Source organism: Mesorhizobium yinganensis, assembly GCF_040081985.1.
GTDB lineage: Bacteria > Pseudomonadota > Alphaproteobacteria > Rhizobiales > Rhizobiaceae > Kumtagia > Kumtagia yinganensis.
Genome location: NZ_JBEBMH010000020.1, coordinates 89,566 through 106,100 on the forward strand (window position 1 = coordinate 89,566; position 16,535 = coordinate 106,100).

The following is a 16,535-nucleotide window of genomic DNA, read 5'->3' on the forward strand; positions in this document are numbered from 1 at the left end:
ACCCGGTAGAGGCTCGCCTCGCCGGTCATGGACGGCGCCAGCGAATGCTTCAGGCTTGGCGGCAAGGCGCAGGTGTCGCCGGGGTTCAGCGTCTTGGAACCGCCATCCCAGTCGAGCCGCCAATAACCGCGAGGTCCCAGTAGCGCGCAACGTAGTACGGCACCACGTCCGCCGTGGTCGGTTCCGGAAAGGCCTTCAACTCTTCATCGGTCAGCACCGGCATCTGCGGAACTCCTTCCGGCAGATGCTGACCCTTCTTGGAATCGTAGAGCTTGCCGTTCTCGCCGAGCACGAGGCCGTGGTCCGTGGCATCCTGGATAACCTGCGGCGCCCAGATCACACCGCCGCCGGCATCGTCGCCGCCGAGGATCGCCATGATCATCCCGTAGTCCGTGCCGATATTAGTCGGCGCTGCCTACGGCCCAGCGCTATGGCTGCCGCGACCGGGATATGGAAACGCGAAAGAGCTTATCGGGTGTTGTGACGCTAATCTTTGGCTAATGATCGTTGACCTAGAAGCTGCAGCATGAATAAGCCAGTCGGCTACACCATATTCCTGGACACTACCCTATAGATCAGTAATGCGGCCGTCCTTTTTCAGGGAAAGAGCAATCGAGTGAGCAAATCACAAAGCAGGAGACGGCGTCTATGTACACATCCACCGATGTGCCGCGTTTTCGATATTTTGAACGCTTTACGTACCAGTCCTGGAGCATCGGTTTGATAATCGCCGAAGCAAGATGTGCGTCGATCTTTCTGAAGAATCCATTTGATATACCACGAGCGAGAATATCAGCAAGAATTCTTTCCGCGACGAGTTCGCCTTCTATCGCGGCGGTCTTTGCGGATTTAGGAAAAGCCTTCGCTTCCATATAAACAAAGAAAAACCACGGCTGCATCACTTCGGTCAGCCGTATGTGCGCCTCTATGACCCACCGAAGGTGATCTCTGGGGTCTTTTGTGACATCCTCGGGGGCCTGTGAGAGGATATCTACAATGGCGGCCTCCACTTCCGCGAGTACCATGAGAAGGAGCGTCTCCTTGCTGTCGAAATAGGAGTACAGCCCGCCCATGCTGAGGCCGGATTCTTCCGCAAGGTCGCGGAGCGACGTTTTATGGAAACCTTTTCCGTTCGCGAGCGTCAGAAACGCTTCGACTATACGCTCCAAGTTGGCCACTGCGACATGCCGCTTCTTGACCTTGATGCGGGAAGCGTGGCGCTCGAAGATGCGCGCGCAAAGGTTCTCCATAGTGTAGCGCGACAGATACCGCGCAATCGTCGTAGTCGCCACGAGTCCCTCATTTCATTCAGGTTTAGCTACATTCCCACAGTATGAAGTGCAAGGGACTTGCGGCGAAATCGTCGTAGTGTATATAGCGAGCGCTTGCTCGGTTTTGAGGGTCGAACTTGCCAGTAGCATTGGTTACGGGAGCATCCTCGGGGCTCGGCGCACACTTCGCCCGTACCCTCAGCTCAAACGGCTTCTCGGTAGTCGTCGCTGCGCGGCGGGTCGACCCCTTGAATGCATTGACGGCCGAGATCAAGGCGCAGGGCAAAATTGCGCATGCGGTTCCGCTCGACGTCACCGATCCGGGGTCGGTGGACGCAGCCTTCGCCAGCATCAAGCAACTCGACCTTTCAGTCGGCATGCTCGTCAACAACGCTGGCATCTCGGACATGAAGCCTGCCCTGAACATCTCGGCTGACGAATGGGACCGCGTCGTCGACACCAACCTGAAGGGTGTGTTCCTCGTTGCCCAAGCCGCGGCCCGACAGATGAAGGAGGCAGGCACGGGCGGATCGATCGTCAACGTCGCCTCGATACTGGGACACCGGGTCGCTGGATCGCTTGCCAGCTACGCTGCCAGCAAGGCAGGTATTGTCCGGCTGAGCGAGAGCCTAGCCCTCGAATGGGCCCGCTACGGCATCCGGGTGAACTCGCTCTGTCCTGGCTACATAGAGACCGACCTCAATCGCGAGTTCTTCGCCAGCAATGCAGGCCTCGCCTTGATCAAGAGGATTCCTCAGCGTCGGCTTGGAAAGCAAGAAGACCTCGACGGCGCCTTGCTCCTGCTTGCGACGGACGCCGGACGATACATCACGGGGTCGTCGATCGTCGTCGACGGCGGCCATCTCGTCTCTTCACTTTAGGATTACCTATGGATTTCAGAATCAGTTCCCGCATCGAGGACTATCGAAGCCGGATAGCGGCCTTCGTCGATCGGCGGGTCCTTCCGATCGAAGCACATCGGGGAAATTACGATGCGCATGATAACATTCGGCTCGACGTGTTGGATCGCTTGCGGGCAGAAACGCGCGCCGAGGGACTATGGTGCCTGCAACTGAAAGCCGAGACCGGCGGGCAGGCGCTCGGCAAAGTGGGCATGGCCGTCTGCTACGAGGCAATGAACCGTTCCATCTTCGGTCCGGTGATCTTCAATTCGGCCGCACCCGACGACGGCAACATGATGTTGCTGGAGGCTGTCGGAACCAATGAGCAGAAGGAGCGATGGCTGAAGCCGATCGTAGAGGGTCGGGTTCGTTCCTCCTTCGCAATGACAGAGCCGATGCCGGGAGGCGGCTCCGATCCGTCGATGATTCAAACGAAAGCCGAGAAACACGGCGACAAATACGTCATCTCGGGAAGGAAGTGGTTCATCACGGGCGCGGAAGAAGCCCAGCACTTCATACTCATAGCCAAGACATCAGATGATCCACGCAAGGGCCTGACGGCGTTCCTGTTCGACCGTGATCAACCCGGTTGGCGCATCAAGCGCCGGATCGACATCATGGGACCGGAAGAACACGGAGGTCACTGCGAACTGGCGTTCGACGGGTTGGAGATCGACGCGTCCAACATACTGATGAAGGAAGGTGACGGGCTGAAGGCTACGCAGATTAGACTTGGACCGGCCAGACTGACGCATTGCATGCGCTGGCTCGGCCTTTCGAAGCGCTGTGTCGAGATCGCTCAGGGCTACGCGACCGAGCGGACCGGCTTCGGCATTCGTCTGGCGGACAGGGAGTCCATTCAGATGATGATCGGCGACCTTGCCTTGAAGATCGAGATCGGACGGTTGCTCGTGATGAAGGCCGCATGGGCCCTCGATCAGGGGTCGTTCGCTCGCAAGGAGGTTTCCATGGCGAAGATCCACGTCGCGAATCTCCTTCATCAGGCGGCCGATGTCGCAATCCAGATCAACGGCGCCCGCGGCTACTCCAAGGACACGGTGCTTGAGTGGATTTATCGCTATGCCCGGCAGGCACGCCTCGTCGACGGGGCGGACGAAGTCCACAAGATGGTGCTGAACACCCATTTTGTCGCCGAAGGCGGTGACTTCTGGCATTGGGCGGTCACCGAATAGGAGGGGTCCGCATGCGCATGGAAGAGCACCTGTCTCAACGAGCCACCAATCACGTTTCGCTCACCCCAGTCGAGTTCCTGAAGCGGGCCGTCGAGGTTTTTCCGGAGCGCCCGAAGGTCGCTTGGAACGAGAAGGTCTGGACCTACGCTCAGTTCGGCCGGATCGTGGGGCGTTTTGCGCGCTTTCTGGTCGACAGTAACGAAACCGGGAGACGTAATCTCTGTGATGGCCTCTAATCGGCCGGAGATGCTGGCCGCCCACTACGCGGTTCCCATGTTGGGCGCTGTGCTGAATACGATCAACACGCGGCTCGACGTCGAGACGGTCGAATACATCCTGACGCACTCTGAATCCCGCCTGCTGATCTCCGAGCGGGGGCTCTCGGTGAATGCCGGCGCCGCGGCTGGTTTGACATCGGTAGAGCTATGTCAGCTCGCCGAGCAAAAGGGGCATGTCGTAAGCGGCAGCCTGGATTTACTGACGGAGGACCATGGGCCTGACGAACTTCCGGCATTTGCAATGGCCGACGAATGGCAGCCGCTCTGTCTGAATTACACATCGGGTACCACGGGCAATCCGAAGGGAGTTTTCTGCCACCATCGCGGCGGCTACCTGAACGCGCTCGGAAACGTCCTGGCACTCGGGTTAACATGCAGTTCGGTCTATCTCTGGACCTTGCCGATGTTCCATTGCAACGGCTGGTGCCAAACTTGGGCGGTGACGGCAGCCGGTGGTTTGCATGTCTGCCTGGACAAGCCGGACCCATCCCTGATCTTCCCCGCGATCGCGGAATACAAGGTCACGCATCTGTCCTGTACCCCTGTGGTCCTTTACATGATGCTAAACCATCCGCTGCGCAAGACGCGCCAAGGCGGGCACCGGGTCTCCGTCAATAGTGGTGGCCCGGCGCCGACAAGTGCGCTCATCGCCCAACTCGATGCCCTCGGCTTCGACTTGACGCATCTCTACGGCCTCACCGAATCCTTTGGGCCGGCCACGCTGCGCCAGCTCGACGGAGAGCAACAGCATCTGACGATCGAGCGGAAGGCCGTTGAGCTTGTCAAGCAGGGTGTGCGCCATCTGACGGCGAACCGCGTGCGGATACTGGACGAGAATGGCAACGATGTGCCGGCCGATGGCGCGACGATGGGCGAGATAGTGCTTACCGGAAACACGCTGATGGCCGGATATTATCGGAATCCTGCCGCGACCGAAAAGGCTTTCGAAGACGGTGTCTTCCATACGGGAGATCTCGCTGTCCGTCATGCCGATGGAAACATTGAGATCCGCGAGCGGTCCAAGGACATAATCATCTCAGGTGGCGAGAACATCTCGAGCGTGGAGATCGAAAGCGTCCTTCACCGGCATCCAGCCGTGCCGCTGGCGGCCGTCGTGGCAGTACCACATAAAAAGTGGGGGGAAACGCCTGCGGCCTTCATCGAACTCCGCGACGGGATGACTGTGACTGCCGAGGAACTGCGCGCTTTCTGCAAGTTGGAACTCGCCAGTTTCAAGGTGCCGAGTCAGTTCGCGTTTACAGAACTTCCGAAGACGGCTACCGGCAAGATACAGAAATTCGTTCTGCGCGAGTGGGCACGGGGCCCGGGCGCCGGGAGCGCGCACGGATGACCTACGAGTTCTCTGAGGAACGTCTGAAGACCTACCTGGATGACCGGTTTGGTCAGGCGTCGCTTTCGATCGAACGCGTCGGGGGAGGACAGTCCAATCCGACCTTCTTCGTGAAGCACGGCGCAGAACGCATGGTCCTGCGCAAGCAGCCGGCGGGTGATATCCTGCCCGGCGCGCATGCCGTCGATCGCGAGTATCGTGTGATGAGCGCGCTCCAGGGTTCGGCGGTCCCTGTTCCCCGAACGATTGTGTTCTGCGAGGACAAATCGATCGTCGGCACGCCATTCTACCTGATGGAGCGTGTCGAGGGGCGGGTTTTCCATGATGCGTCGCTCGCTGAAGTTACGCCGGAGCATCGCGAGAAAGTCTACTATGCGGTGGCGGAGGCAATGGCGAAGCTGCACGCCGTCGATCCGACGAGCATCGGCCTTGGCGACTTCGGCAAGCAGGGAAACTATTTTGAAAGGCAGATTGCACGGTGGTCGCGCCAATACGCCGAATCCCCCTCCGAGAGGATTCCCTCGCTAGACCGGGTAATCGACTGGCTCAGGCAGAACCAGCCGAGAGATGACGGCCGCGTAGCGATCGCACATGGCGACTTCCGTCTAGGCAACATGTTGTTCCATCCGACACATAACGAGGTGGTGGCGATCCTCGACTGGGAGCTTTCCACCCTCGGGCACCCGCTGGCAGATCTCGCCTTCTGTTGCATGCCATGGCGGACGTCGCCGGACGAGTATGGCGGCATCCTTGGGAAGGACTTGAAAACCTTGAAGCTTCCCGAGGAAATCGACTTCATACGTGTCTATTATCGATCTGCCATTCCGACCGCGAAACTCACACCCTTCCACTTGGCATTCGCGCTGTTCCGGTTCGCAGTCATCTTCGTCGGTATCGCCGACCGGGTGCGGTTGGGCAATGCGTTTGACGATGATGCCGCTGCACTCGGTCCGCTTGCATCCAGGTTCGCAGCCCGCGCTGAGGAAGCGATAGCTGGATCAAAGTTCCCGTCACTCGAATAGAGCCTCAGGCGGTTAATATGCAACGTATCCTGTTTGCTTGTAGGTGCGGGCGGCGGTCTTCCGCAGCCAGTGCGTTAGCTTGCGAAGACCACCTCGATAGATGGTGTCGCGGCTTGGACGTCAAGCATCTATCGCGTTGATGCGGCTCTGCCGGGTGTATGGTTGTCTTCGCGGTCGACATCGGCCGCCGCATGATCGAGCTGGCTGAACGTGGCCCGAGCGTCGATTACTCCACCGTGCATCGCTGGGTCGTCCGCTTCGCGCCGCAACTGCTGGAGCGCTTCAACCGGCGCAAGCGGACCGTCACCGGCAAGTGGTTCCTGGACGAGACCTATATCAAGGTCAGCGGTCAATGGATGTATCTCTACCGGGCCATCGACAGCGTCGGCGACACGGTCGAGTTCTTCTTCAGCGAACACCGTGACCTGGTGGCTGCCAAACGCTTCCTGCGCAAAGCGTTTCAGCGTCATGGCCGCCCCGAGCGCATCGTCATCGACGGCAGCCAGACCAATCGCGAGGCAACAGATGCGGGTCACCGCGCGGTCCCAGAGCAGTCTTACGGGTCGTGATCTGCCCCACTCGGATGAACTCCTTTCCGAGGATCGTTAGCGCGCTCGCCTTCGTGCCCGCCGATACCTTCGAGAAGTGGCCGGAATCGTAGAGCTTCAGCGTTCCCATCAATTCCAGCACTTCGGTGCGCTCCATCGCTGCTTGTCATCCTGAGATTGTCATAACGGGCTCAGTCGGCGACTGCCTCGTGAGCCAGCTTGAGCGCCTGGGGAATGGTAAGGATCGCGCCTGGCGCCGTTGACACACAAGCCTCCGAGCAAGGCGGGCGCGGCCTTCATTGCCGCCGCCAAGGACGCCACGCTGCAAGCTCATGGTTGCTGCTGGAGGCGATGCTGGAACCGGAAGCGATCGGCCCGATAATAGGCCCGCGAGCAGTCGACGGGCTGTCCGGACTCCAGGTACAGAATCCTCTCCACCAGGATGAGCGGGTGTTCCGTGCCGATGTTGAGCATAGACGACCTGAATTCGTCGGCGACGATGAACTCGATGATTTCGTCCGCGCTGGATAGTTCGTATCCATAAACGTTTTCGAGAATGACATGCATTGGCGGCGACAGATCCCGCTTGGTCAAGTGGGGCGCGAGCGCTGCGGTGACAAAGGTCGTGCGGTAGGCGATAGGCGCCTCGCCGTCCACGGCCAGCACCTTGCGGATCTTGTAGACGTCGTCCCCAGCGGCGATGTTGAGCTTGCGGGCGAGCCAATCCGGCGCCGGCATATTCTCCGCGCTGAACAAGGTGATGTTCTCCGCCGGTTCGGCGTCGAAACCGCTGGCGAGGAAGTGATTGGTGTCGACCAGTTGCTGGGCAAGCCTAGGTGCCAGAACGAACGTACCCCGGCCTCGCTGCTTCTTCAATAAACCCTCGTCGACCAGCGCGGTGACGGCCTGGCGCACGGTGATACGCGAAACGCCATAGTGGTCGCAAAGATCCGTTTCTACCGGTATCTGGTCGCCCGGCTTCAGCTTGAATGTGGCCAAATCCCTCAACGCATGCTTGAGCTGAAGCCAGAGCGGCGTGCCGATCGCCGGGCGCAAGGGGGGCAGTTCGTCCGAAGCAAGCGTGCTCATCTTACCATTGGTTAGTTTAATCTCTGAAGCGTTTGCAAGTGTCGCGGCATCGGATCTTGCATTAGCTCCCTGTCCGATACTTCCAGGGTCATGTTCTGCCCGAGAGAGCGCCCAAATTGAGGTCGACCGCTAACTTGTCGAGGGCCGTTTCCAACCCCGCCGAGATCGGGACACCGTTTCTGGACCGTTCGGCCACGCGGCGGAGCCGCTCGGCACCGGGCAGTCTGATGGTCTCAAATCCCGGCATCGTTTGCGATGCCTGCAGGCTTGCAAGCTGCCTGTCGAGTTCGCCTTGGAACGCCGCCAAAGGCTGGAACCGCTTCACGTCGATCGCCAGGATGAAGTGGCCCGTATTCGTCTCCGACGAGGAATCCGCGTTGAAGTCGATGACGTCGCGCCCGAAGGCCGCTCCGTTGAGCACGCCTGCCAGTATTCCCAGAACAAGCGCGAGACCGCTGCCCTTGTATCCGCCGATCGGCACTAGAAGACCTGCCGAGCTACGCTTCGGGTCGGTCAGCGGCTGCCCTGTCGTGCGCTCGATCAGCCAGCCTTTCGGCAACTCGAGCCCGTTGAGTGCGTAGGACTTGATCGTCCCGTAGGACACCATTGTGGTGGCGATGTCGAGAACAACGGGGGCGAACTCGCCCGCGGGTATTCCGATTGCCAGCGGATTGGTGCCGAGAAGGGGCTCCGATCCTCCCCAGATAGCCATGTGGTTGGCACTGGCGACCGCGCTGTAGATGCCGATCATGCCGCGCTCCATCGGCATGGTGGCATAGAGCGACGCCGGCCCGGCATGGTTCGAGCGTCGAACGCCCACCCATCCGACCCCGGCTTCACCGGCGAGTTCGATGGCCGTCTCGACGGCGCGATGCATGACCAGATGGCCCATGCCATTGTCACCGTCGACGATGGCGGTCGCGGCGGCCGTCTTCCGCACGTCGATGGAGGGTGTCGGATTAACCCCGCCGGCGTTGAGGCGTCGCACATACTGCGGCAGGCGAAAGATGCCGTGTGCGTCGGCGCCGGCAAGATCGGCATCGATCATCATGCCGGCGACCTGGGCCGCGTCCCGGGCGGGCAGCGCGCAGGCCGTCAGGCACTCTGTCGTGAAGGCGCGGAGAACATTTGCATCGAAACGCTTCGCGTCCTGTGCGGTCATGTCTGCCATTGCCGTCTCCCTACGTTCGCTCGCTTGCCTTGCTCAGCCGACCGTCTACAGCAGCCGCCTTGCCGTCCCGCGAAGCATCGCGTCCTCGACCGCGTCGGACGCGCCGAGCGCGCGAATCTGCCTCACGCCTTCCAGCGTTCCCATGTCGAAGGGGTAGTCGCTGCCGAGCATGAGCCTGTCGGCTCCAACCGTATCCAGCAGGAATTTGAGGGTCGCGGTGTCGTGGACGATCGTGTCGTAGAGGAGCAGATCCAATCCTCCGTCCAGGCCCTCCACAGCCGCGCCGCGATCGTCGGGCCGCACGGTCCAGCCATGCCGGAACCGACCGGCCTGGAACGGCAGGAAGCCGCCGCCATGTGACAGCATGATCTTGAGCTTGGGATGACGGTCCAAGACGCCGCTGTACAGGAGACAACCCGCGGCTATCGTCGTCTCCAGCGGATTGCCGATAACGTTCTTGAGATAATAATGCTTCATCCTGTCGGCGCCGGCGATCTTGTGCGGGTGGACCAGTATGAACGTCCCCAGCGCCTCGGCGGCGTCCCAGAACGCTTCGAACACGGGCTCGTCGAGATTTTTCCCGCTGACATTTGTTCCGATGATCACTCCGCGCGCCAGCGGGCTCTTCATGATGCGCTGAAGTTCCTCTACCGCGCGCTGCGGATCCTGCATCGGGACCGTGCCGAGCATCAAGAAGCGATCGGGGTGGCTTGAAGCGAGCGAAATCAGTTCGTCATTGACGATGGCGGATGTCGCGGCGGTGACCGCCGCGTTTTCGTCGTAGAGAAAGAAATGCGGCGATGGCGACACGACCTGCATGTCGATGCCGGCCGACCTCAGGTCCTCGAATCGAAGATCGAGATCCATCGCGGATCTCGGGAACGGGTTCTGGACGACACCGCCGATCTCCAGGATGAGCGATTTGTCGTCGATGTCCGTGAGCTTCAGGCGGATGGACGGTGCGTCCTTGGCCAGCGCCTTGAAAGCCTGCTCTGTAATGGCGTGCGCATGCACGTCGATGACGGTCGTCGCGGTGATGGGAGAAGACATGCGTTCGTATGACCTTGCCTTGGGAGGAAGGGGTCGCGTCAGAGCGATCCCTCATTGACGATGTGGCGCTTGCGGGCACGGAAGGCCCGGACGAGGGGGAGCAGCAGAACCAGCAGCACGCCGACGGTCAGCACCGCCGATATCGGCCTCTGCACGAAGATTGCGAGGCTGCCCTGCGAAAGCATCAGCGATTGCCGCAACGACGTCTCCATCAGCGGCGCCAGCACGAGCGCGAGAACAAGTGGCGGCCGTGGCAGGTCGAGCTTGATCATTGCGTAGCCGAGCATGCCGAAGGCGATGGCCACCCCAACCGTGAACAGGCTGAGCGTCGTCCCGAATGCACCGATAAGGGACAGCACCAGGATGCCGGGCGCAAGGTAGTCGTAGCGGATGCGCAGCATCGAGGCGAAGAGCGGCGCCAGCGGCAGGTTCAGGACCAGCAGCATCACGTTGCCGATGAACATGCTGGCCATCAGGCCCCACACGAGGTCGGGCTGCTCGGCCATCAGCATAGGTCCGGGCCGGATGCCTTGCAGGATCAGTCCAGCGAGCAGCACGGCCGTACTCGCGGAGCCGGGGATACCGAGGGCGAGCATCGGAATGAGCGCGCCGTGGACAGCCGAATTATTGGCCGATTCCGACGCGGCCAGACCGTCGAGCGCGCCCTTGCCGAAGCGCTCCGGATGCTTACTGTACCGTTTCTCGGCAACATAGGCCAGCAGGGCGGCAATGGTCGGCCCGGCGCCCGGCATGAGGCCGGTGAAGAAGCCGACGAGGCCGCCGCGCAGAATTGCCATTCGGCAGTGGACCCAGTCCGCCCAACTGATCCACAGATCGCGCAGCCTGGTCTTCATCGGCTCCAGGTCCTCGCGCTTCTCGATTGACACTAGAACCTCGGCAATGCCGAAGAGGCCGATTGCGACCGGCAGAAAGTCGAGACCTTCGAGCAGATGGACGCTGCCGAAAGTCAGTCTCGGCGTACCGAGCAGCGGGTCTGTGCCGACCAGCGAGATCATCAGTCCGGCAACCGCGACCAGCAGAGCCTTGACCGCGCTGCACGTACCCATGCTCGCCGTGGCTGCAATGCCGAAGGTGGCGATCAGAAAATATTCGGGGGCGTTGAAGCCGAGTGCGAAGTCGCTCAGCACCGGGGTCAGGAACACGACGGCAATCACCGCTCCGATACCCGCAAGGAAGGAGCCCAGCGCGGCGATGCTGAGCGCCGCGCCGGCCCGGCCCTGCCGGGCGAGCTGGTGTCCGTCCACTGCCGTCATGACGCTCGCCGCCTCGCCTGGGACGTTGATCAGGACCGAGGTCAGCGTACCGCCATACAAGCCGCCATACATGATACCAGCAAGCATGATGATGGCGCTGACCGGGGGAATGCCGAAGGTGATGGGCAGCAGCAGGGCCATCCCCGCGGCGGGACCTATGCCGGGCAGCAGGCCGATGATCTGCCCGAGCAGCACGCCGACAAGGACGAAGAGCAGGTTGGTCGGGGTGAGTGCGATCTCGAAACCGTGTCCGAGGAGCGATAAGATTTCCATGAGGTCGGCTCCAGGGTTCCGCGGCTAGATGCCGAGAATGCCGGTGGGAAGGGGGACCTTCAGCCAGGCGACGAAGATGCCGTAGACCAGAGCCGCCGTGGCGAGCGCCGCCGCCGCGCTGGGGACCAAAGGTCTGCGCAGCACGCCGAGCAGCATGAAAATCATGAACAGAAGTGCGGTCGGAAGCGTTCCCAGAACCGGAGCAAGGGCGACGAACAGCCAGAGCCCCAGCGTGGTGGCGCCCACACGGTACATCTCGTCTCGGTTGGGAACGCTGGATTCGTCGGGAAAGCCGCCGGTGCCGATGCCAAAAAGCATAAGCCCCGACAGAAGGATGCCGGCGATGCCAACCCAGATCGGTGCGAAACCGGACGCTGGGGCAAACCCGTCCCAATACAGGAGATTATATCCCGTGATCACCAGGCCGATGCAGATTACCAGCATCGAGACGGCGGTAATGAAATGTGAACCGGTCGCAAGTCGCATTCAATATCTCCAGCGAGCATCCGGTCCGCACCGATGAATCGTGGCGGACCCTGGACGGACCGCTACTGCTTGGACAGACCGAGATCCTTCAGCAGTGCCAGATGCTCCTCGTAGATATGCCGCAGGAGCGCCTTGGAGTCGGCGCTGTTGGTGTATTCGCTGCGCAGGTAGTTGGCGGCGATCATGTCCTTCCACTCCTTGGTCTCGACCATCTTGGAGAGCTTGTCATCCCACCAGGCGACCACGGCGGGATCGAGATTCTCCGCGCCCAGCAGCCCCCATGCCTGTCCCCAGACGATGTCGAGACCTTGCTCCTTAGCGGTCGGGATATCCTTGAGCTCTTCATCGGCACGCCGCTCCTTGTTGAGGACGGCGAGGATGCGTCCCTTGCCGGTTTTCTGCAGCGCGAGGGCTTCGTCGATCGTCAGCACGATCATGTCGACATTGCCGCCGAGGAACGCCGTCTGCGCGGCGCCGCCTCCGTCGAAGGGGATATAGTTGATCTGGATACCGCCCGCCTTCTCCAGCAGTCCGGTGACCATGTTATCGGTCGAGCCGACCTGAGCGCCGGCCTGCTTGATGCTGCGCGGCTCCTTCTTGGCGATCTCGACGAATTCCTTCAGGTCTTTCGCCGGGAAATCCGGCGTCACGAGGATGACCAGGTCGGCCTGGACGAACATCGACAGCGGTGTGAGTTTTTCGAATGTGTTGGGCAGGCCCTGGGTTATCGGGGTCGTGAGCATGGGCTGCGCGACGGCGAGATAGGTGTTTTCGTCGCCGGGCTTGCCCAGCACCCAGTTGCTGGCGACCATCCAGGAACCGCCGGTGCGGTTCGCAACGACGATCGGGGGCTCGGTGACGAGCCCGGTCTGTTGCAGCACTTGCGACATGCGGCGCATCATGACGTCCGGCGTGCCGCCGGCACTGCTGCCCACTGTCACCTCGATAGGCCCGGAAGGGGCGCGCTCATCGGCAGCGGTGGCGTTCGACAACAGCGCAAGACATCCCATCGCGCCGACGGCAACCGAAGCGGCACAACGGCGAAGAGCCGCAAACTTGGATATCATACTCATTCCTCCCTGATGCGTCCTAGGACGCGGTTTGACACTCGCGGTTAATGAACAGCCGTTCGCGGGCCTCCTCCAGGCCCTATGTCTTGACAAGCTTGTCTTTCGAATGCTCCGCCGCGATCGGCCGCGTTTCACCGCTCTCGACAAGCGTTCTGATTGCCTCGACGGATGCGTAGGTCCAGAAAATGCGCATCGGCTTGGTGTCGGACACATTCCGGAAGAAATGCGGCACGTTCGGAGCAACCCATGTCGTGTCGCCTTCCGCAAGTTCGTGCTCGACACCGTCGATCATCGCGATGGCATTCCCCTCGATGATGAGGACGCTCTCCTCGCAATTGTGGAAATGAAGAGGTATCGCCGCACCCGGCTCGAACAGCGTAAACCCGTTGATAAGTTGGGTGGACCCGACGGCCGGTGTGACCATCGGAATGGATCGCGCACCGCCTCCGCGGTTCGCCACCGGGCGTTCGCCAGGCCGCAGGATTGCGTTATTCGGTTCAGGCATCGCTGCTCGCCCTTGTCACTGTTGCGCCGGACCGATCCAAACGGTCTTCACATTCGTGAATTCGCGCAGGCCGTGGATGCCGAGTTCCCGTCCGTACCCCGATTTCTTGATGCCGCCGAAAGGCAGCCGGGGATCGGAGGCAACCATGCCGTTTATGAACACGGCGCCCGCCTCGATGCGGCGGGCGAGACGCTCCGCCCGGCTGAGATCCTTCGTCCAGAGCGCGGCTCCCAGCCCGAACTCGCTGGTATTGGCCAGTTCGATCGCCTCGTCGGCGTCTCCAACACGGATGACCGCCGCGACCGGACCAAAGGTCTCCTCCTTGAAGACGGGCATGTCGGGCGTCACATGATCGAGCAGCGTCGGCTCGAAGAAGTAGCCGTCTCCCCCCAGGGAACCGCCGCCGACGGCAAGCTTTGCGCCTGCTTCGACCGATCGGTCGACCTGCGACTGGAGATCGCCGCGGAGATTGTCGCGCGCCATTGGGCCGACCGCGTTCGTTCGATCCAGGGGATCGCCGACCTTGAGACGCTTGATGCCCCCCACCATTGCGGCAACGAACTCGTCCGCAATGCTGTCGTCGACGATAAAGCGCTTGGCGCAGACGCAGCTTTGGCCTGTGTTGGTGAAGCGCGCCTTCACGGCCGTCTGCGCGGCTTGCCCGACATCGGCGTCGGCGAGCACGATGAATGGGTCGGAACCGCCCAGTTCGAGTACCTGCTTCTTCAGGGCCCGCCCGGCTTGCGACGCGACCAGCGAGCCGACCGCCGTCGATCCGGTCAGCGTCAGCGCCGCGATGCGCTGATCGTCTATCAGCGACTGCACCTGGGAATGATGAACGAACAGGTTCCGGACCAATCCGGCCGGAGCGCCGGCCTTCTCCATCAGGGACTCGATCGCTTGCGCGCATTGCGGCACGTTGGATGCATGCTTCAGCAGGATGCCGTTTCCAGCAACGATCGAGGGCGCGGCAAATCGGAAGAACTGCCACAGCGGAAAGTTCCACGGCATGATCGCCAGCACGACGCCGATCGGATCGAGAACCACATAGCTGCGCGACGCGCCGCTGGCGACGAATTCGGGCGCCAGGAACCGCTCGGCGTTTTCCGCATAATATTCGCAGCACCTGGCGCATTTGAGGACTTCGCCTTCGGCCTCGGCTAGCGGCTTTCCCATCTCAAGCGTGATCAGCCTCGAAAGCCGGTCGACGTCCACGCGCAGAACGGACGCGAGCCTTTTCAGCAGGTCGCCCCTGCTTACGACGGTGGAATCGGCCCAGTTGCGCTGCGCCCTCACGCAGCCGTCCAGTGCTCTTTCGAGCGCCTGCGGCGCGGTCTGGGCAAAGGAAGCCAGCAGCTCGCCATTGGCGGGGTTTATAGATTCGAACACCACAATCCCTCCCAAAAGAGATTATGACGTTATATGACGTATTATAATGTGGTCAAGGGTCTTTAGCCCGTCAAAAGAGCTTTCATGCAGCATGTGATGGCGCTAAGCGGTCCAGCTACGCTGGATGCATCCATCCGCAATCCAGTTGGCCGACGCGAAAACCGGCCTGTCCGCAGACGGCCCCCCGAGCGGTATCTGCCCTGCACAGTTACGCCTTCGGCCAATCAAGGCCGAGGATAAATCACATGGGCGTAGCCTGGAACGTGGTGACGTCTGCCAACGATTTGGAAGCCAAGAACGCCGGCATGGGGCAGATGTGTTAATGCCGTTCGAATTTTCCCCAAAAGTGCGAAGTAAATTTCCGCAGTTCGGCCGGTCAGGCTGTCGCGGGGGGTGACCATTTTTCGGCGGCCGGCCGCGCGGTCGTGATGGTGTTTTGAGTGCCGGTGGCGTGATGGCGGCTTTTGATCGCAGGTGTTCCTGCGTCAGTTCGGCGTGTTGCTGCAGCCGATACCTCGAGCCCTCGATCTGGACGACGACAGCGTGGTGGATCAGCCGGTCGAGAAGTGCGGTTGCGACGACGGGATCGCCGAAGACCTCTCCCCATTCTGCAAAGCTCGCTGTTCCGGTTCGCAGTCATCTTCGTCGGCATCGCCGACCGGGTGCGGTTGGGCAATGCGTTTGCCGATGATGCCGCTGCACTCGCTCCGCTTGCGTCCAGATTCGCAGCACGCGCTGAGGAAGCGATAGCTGGCCCAAAGTTCCCGTTGCTCGAATAGCCGAGGCCAGACCGCAAAATCACCGAAACAGCCTAGCATTGCAGTTGCGATTTCGTCGGTTTCGACAAGCAGCGTTGCGGCGCTGGCGGTCATGTGGGAGATTTCATCGTTCTCTACATCTCGTGGAACGGCGCCGTCCGGAATAACCGCGGCTTGTCAGCGAAGACCGGCCCCTGCCCCTCGGCCAGCATGATCTTCTTGTCTCCGGGGGGCTGTCGCACCTCCTGCGGCATCATGAAGTCGCGTTCCCTCAGTTGCTTGTACGGTTATGCAGGCCCATCAGCTCTATTGTGCGGGATTCGGTCTTATAACGAGTCGGCCGTGAAGAATCGTGAAGCTTCTGAATTCCCTAGGAATTCGCGGTGTCGAAGTTTTGCGGATTGCAGGAAACGATCGGTTTGTGGGTTGTTTTCCTGCAATTCGTTTTGTGGTTTTGCTTCCATGCGAGGCGTGATTCACGGGCGATATCGCGGTGAATCGGAGCCATGGGATGGGCAAGCCACGCGAATTGGGCGAGACGGGAGAGCAGGATTTGTTCCGCTCGCGGCTCGACCAGATCATCAACATGGATCACGAACTGGTGCGGCTGGCGCGGGCGATTGACTGGCCGGTTCTGGAGGCGCGTTTCGGCTCGGTCTATTCGGATGGACCGGGCATGCCGCCCTTGCCGACGCGGCTGATGGCGGGTTGGCGATCCTCAAGCACACGTTCGACCTGTCGGACGAGGCGCTGTGCGCGCGCTGGGTGGAGAACCCCTATTTCCAGTATCTCACTGGCGAGGCGTTCTTCCGCCACGACCTGCCATTCGAGCGCTCGTCGATGACGCGCTGGCGTCAGCGCATGGGCGAGGAGCGGATGACGGCGCTGCTTCAGGAAAGCCTCGC

At 61.1% G+C, this 16,535-nt stretch carries 16 protein-coding genes and 4 pseudogenes; 7 read left to right on the forward strand and 13 right to left on the reverse strand.

Annotation, left to right across the window (positions count from 1 at the left end; genetic code table 11):
- Positions 1–85: 85 nt before the first annotated feature.
- Positions 86–382 carry a hypothetical protein gene (locus tag ABMA59_RS26925; RefSeq protein ID WP_349008459.1) on the reverse strand — a complete coding sequence of 99 codons (297 nt, stop codon included), beginning with the start codon at positions 380–382 and terminating at the stop codon, positions 86–88.
- Between the two features lie 193 nt (positions 383–575).
- Positions 576–1,292 (reverse strand): TetR/AcrR family transcriptional regulator, encoded by a 717-nt coding sequence (locus ABMA59_RS26930; protein WP_349008460.1) that lies wholly within the window; start codon positions 1,290–1,292, stop codon positions 576–578.
- 116 nt (positions 1,293–1,408) lie between these two features.
- Between ABMA59_RS26930 and ABMA59_RS26935 the strand changes: the two genes are divergently transcribed.
- The 6 genes and pseudogenes from ABMA59_RS26935 to ABMA59_RS26960 all read left to right on the forward strand — a co-directional run.
- On the forward strand, positions 1,409–2,152 hold the full coding sequence (locus tag ABMA59_RS26935) for an SDR family NAD(P)-dependent oxidoreductase (protein ID WP_349008461.1): 744 nt from the start codon (positions 1,409–1,411) through the stop codon (positions 2,150–2,152).
- 8 nt (positions 2,153–2,160) lie between these two features.
- Complete coding sequence (locus ABMA59_RS26940) at positions 2,161–3,366, forward strand: acyl-CoA dehydrogenase family protein (protein ID WP_349008462.1); 1,206 nt, start codon at positions 2,161–2,163, stop codon at positions 3,364–3,366.
- An 11-nt stretch (positions 3,367–3,377) separates the two neighbouring features.
- Positions 3,378–3,602, forward strand: coding sequence for a hypothetical protein (locus ABMA59_RS26945; protein ID WP_349008463.1), 225 nt, complete (start codon positions 3,378–3,380; stop codon positions 3,600–3,602).
- Positions 3,592–4,995: an AMP-binding protein gene (locus tag ABMA59_RS26950; protein WP_349008476.1), complete on the forward strand. Its 1,404-nt coding sequence runs from the start codon at positions 3,592–3,594 to the stop codon at positions 4,993–4,995. Before ABMA59_RS26945 ends, ABMA59_RS26950 begins: the two co-directional genes overlap by 11 nt.
- Positions 4,992–6,017, forward strand: coding sequence for a phosphotransferase family protein (locus tag ABMA59_RS26955; RefSeq protein WP_349008464.1), 1,026 nt, complete (start codon positions 4,992–4,994; stop codon positions 6,015–6,017). Before ABMA59_RS26950 ends, ABMA59_RS26955 begins: the two co-directional genes overlap by 4 nt.
- A gap of 200 nt (positions 6,018–6,217) precedes the next feature.
- Positions 6,218–6,538: pseudogene (locus tag ABMA59_RS26960) on the forward strand (IS6 family transposase); the annotation flags it as partial.
- A 357-nt stretch (positions 6,539–6,895) separates the two neighbouring features.
- On the opposite strand, the gene ABMA59_RS26965 reads toward ABMA59_RS26960, so the two are convergent.
- The 11 genes and pseudogenes from ABMA59_RS26965 to ABMA59_RS27015 all read right to left on the reverse strand — a co-directional run.
- Positions 6,896–7,621, reverse strand: a complete 726-nt coding sequence (locus tag ABMA59_RS26965) for a GntR family transcriptional regulator (RefSeq protein WP_349008465.1) — start codon at positions 7,619–7,621, stop codon at positions 6,896–6,898.
- A 121-nt stretch (positions 7,622–7,742) separates the two neighbouring features.
- The gene (locus ABMA59_RS26970; RefSeq protein WP_349008466.1) at positions 7,743–8,825 is read right to left on the reverse strand and encodes an Ldh family oxidoreductase; all 1,083 of its coding nucleotides are present in this window, start codon (positions 8,823–8,825) and stop codon (positions 7,743–7,745) included.
- A 45-nt stretch (positions 8,826–8,870) separates the two neighbouring features.
- A complete protein-coding gene (locus ABMA59_RS26975; RefSeq protein ID WP_349008467.1) occupies positions 8,871–9,875 on the reverse strand; it encodes an amidohydrolase family protein in 1,005 nt (334 codons plus the stop codon).
- Positions 9,876–9,913: 38 nt separating this feature from the next.
- Entirely contained in the window at positions 9,914–11,422 is a 1,509-nt protein-coding gene (locus tag ABMA59_RS26980) for a tripartite tricarboxylate transporter permease (RefSeq protein WP_349008468.1), read from the reverse strand.
- Between the two features lie 24 nt (positions 11,423–11,446).
- Entirely contained in the window at positions 11,447–11,908 is a 462-nt protein-coding gene (locus tag ABMA59_RS26985; protein ID WP_349008469.1) for a tripartite tricarboxylate transporter TctB family protein, read from the reverse strand.
- Positions 11,909–11,970: 62 nt separating this feature from the next.
- Positions 11,971–12,975, reverse strand: coding sequence for a Bug family tripartite tricarboxylate transporter substrate binding protein (locus tag ABMA59_RS26990; RefSeq protein ID WP_349008470.1), 1,005 nt, complete (start codon positions 12,973–12,975; stop codon positions 11,971–11,973).
- A gap of 82 nt (positions 12,976–13,057) precedes the next feature.
- Positions 13,058–13,483, reverse strand: coding sequence for a cupin domain-containing protein (locus ABMA59_RS26995; protein ID WP_349008471.1), 426 nt, complete (start codon positions 13,481–13,483; stop codon positions 13,058–13,060).
- Positions 13,484–13,498: 15 nt separating this feature from the next.
- Positions 13,499–14,872 (reverse strand): NAD-dependent succinate-semialdehyde dehydrogenase, encoded by a 1,374-nt coding sequence (locus ABMA59_RS27000; RefSeq protein ID WP_349008472.1) that lies wholly within the window; start codon positions 14,870–14,872, stop codon positions 13,499–13,501.
- Positions 14,873–15,265: 393 nt separating this feature from the next.
- Positions 15,266–15,502: pseudogene (locus tag ABMA59_RS27005) on the reverse strand (ATP-binding protein); the annotation flags it as partial.
- Complete coding sequence (locus ABMA59_RS27010) at positions 15,424–15,744, reverse strand: hypothetical protein (RefSeq protein ID WP_349008473.1); 321 nt, start codon at positions 15,742–15,744, stop codon at positions 15,424–15,426. The gene ABMA59_RS27010 and the pseudogene ABMA59_RS27005, both read right to left, overlap by 79 nt.
- Before the next feature lie 32 nt (positions 15,745–15,776).
- Positions 15,777–15,973, reverse strand: a pseudogene (locus ABMA59_RS27015) (type IV secretory system conjugative DNA transfer family protein); the annotation flags it as partial.
- Positions 15,974–16,141: 168 nt separating this feature from the next.
- Here ABMA59_RS27015 and ABMA59_RS27020 point away from each other — a divergent pair.
- A pseudogene (locus ABMA59_RS27020) lies at positions 16,142–16,535 on the forward strand (transposase); the annotation flags it as partial.

Bases quoted from the DNA above. Each gene is read 5' to 3' on its own strand.
- ABMA59_RS26925 (WP_349008459.1), bottom strand. From the start codon at position 382: ATGATCATGGCGATCCTCGGCGGCGACGATGCCGGCGGCGGTGTGATC.
- ABMA59_RS26940 (WP_349008462.1), top strand. From the start codon at position 2,161: ATGGATTTCAGAATCAGTTCCCGCATCGAGGACTATCGAAGCCGGATA.
- ABMA59_RS26945 (WP_349008463.1), top strand. From the start codon at position 3,378: ATGCGCATGGAAGAGCACCTGTCTCAACGAGCCACCAATCACGTTTCG.
- ABMA59_RS26950 (WP_349008476.1), top strand. From the start codon at position 3,592: ATGGCCTCTAATCGGCCGGAGATGCTGGCCGCCCACTACGCGGTTCCC.
- ABMA59_RS26955 (WP_349008464.1), top strand. From the start codon at position 4,992: ATGACCTACGAGTTCTCTGAGGAACGTCTGAAGACCTACCTGGATGAC.
- ABMA59_RS26970 (WP_349008466.1), bottom strand. From the start codon at position 8,825: ATGGCAGACATGACCGCACAGGACGCGAAGCGTTTCGATGCAAATGTT.
- ABMA59_RS26975 (WP_349008467.1), bottom strand. From the start codon at position 9,875: ATGTCTTCTCCCATCACCGCGACGACCGTCATCGACGTGCATGCGCAC.
- ABMA59_RS26980 (WP_349008468.1), bottom strand. From the start codon at position 11,422: ATGGAAATCTTATCGCTCCTCGGACACGGTTTCGAGATCGCACTCACC.
- ABMA59_RS26985 (WP_349008469.1), bottom strand. From the start codon at position 11,908: ATGCGACTTGCGACCGGTTCACATTTCATTACCGCCGTCTCGATGCTG.
- ABMA59_RS26990 (WP_349008470.1), bottom strand. From the start codon at position 12,975: ATGATATCCAAGTTTGCGGCTCTTCGCCGTTGTGCCGCTTCGGTTGCC.
- ABMA59_RS26995 (WP_349008471.1), bottom strand. From the start codon at position 13,483: ATGCCTGAACCGAATAACGCAATCCTGCGGCCTGGCGAACGCCCGGTG.
- ABMA59_RS27010 (WP_349008473.1), bottom strand. From the start codon at position 15,744: ATGACCGCCAGCGCCGCAACGCTGCTTGTCGAAACCGACGAAATCGCA.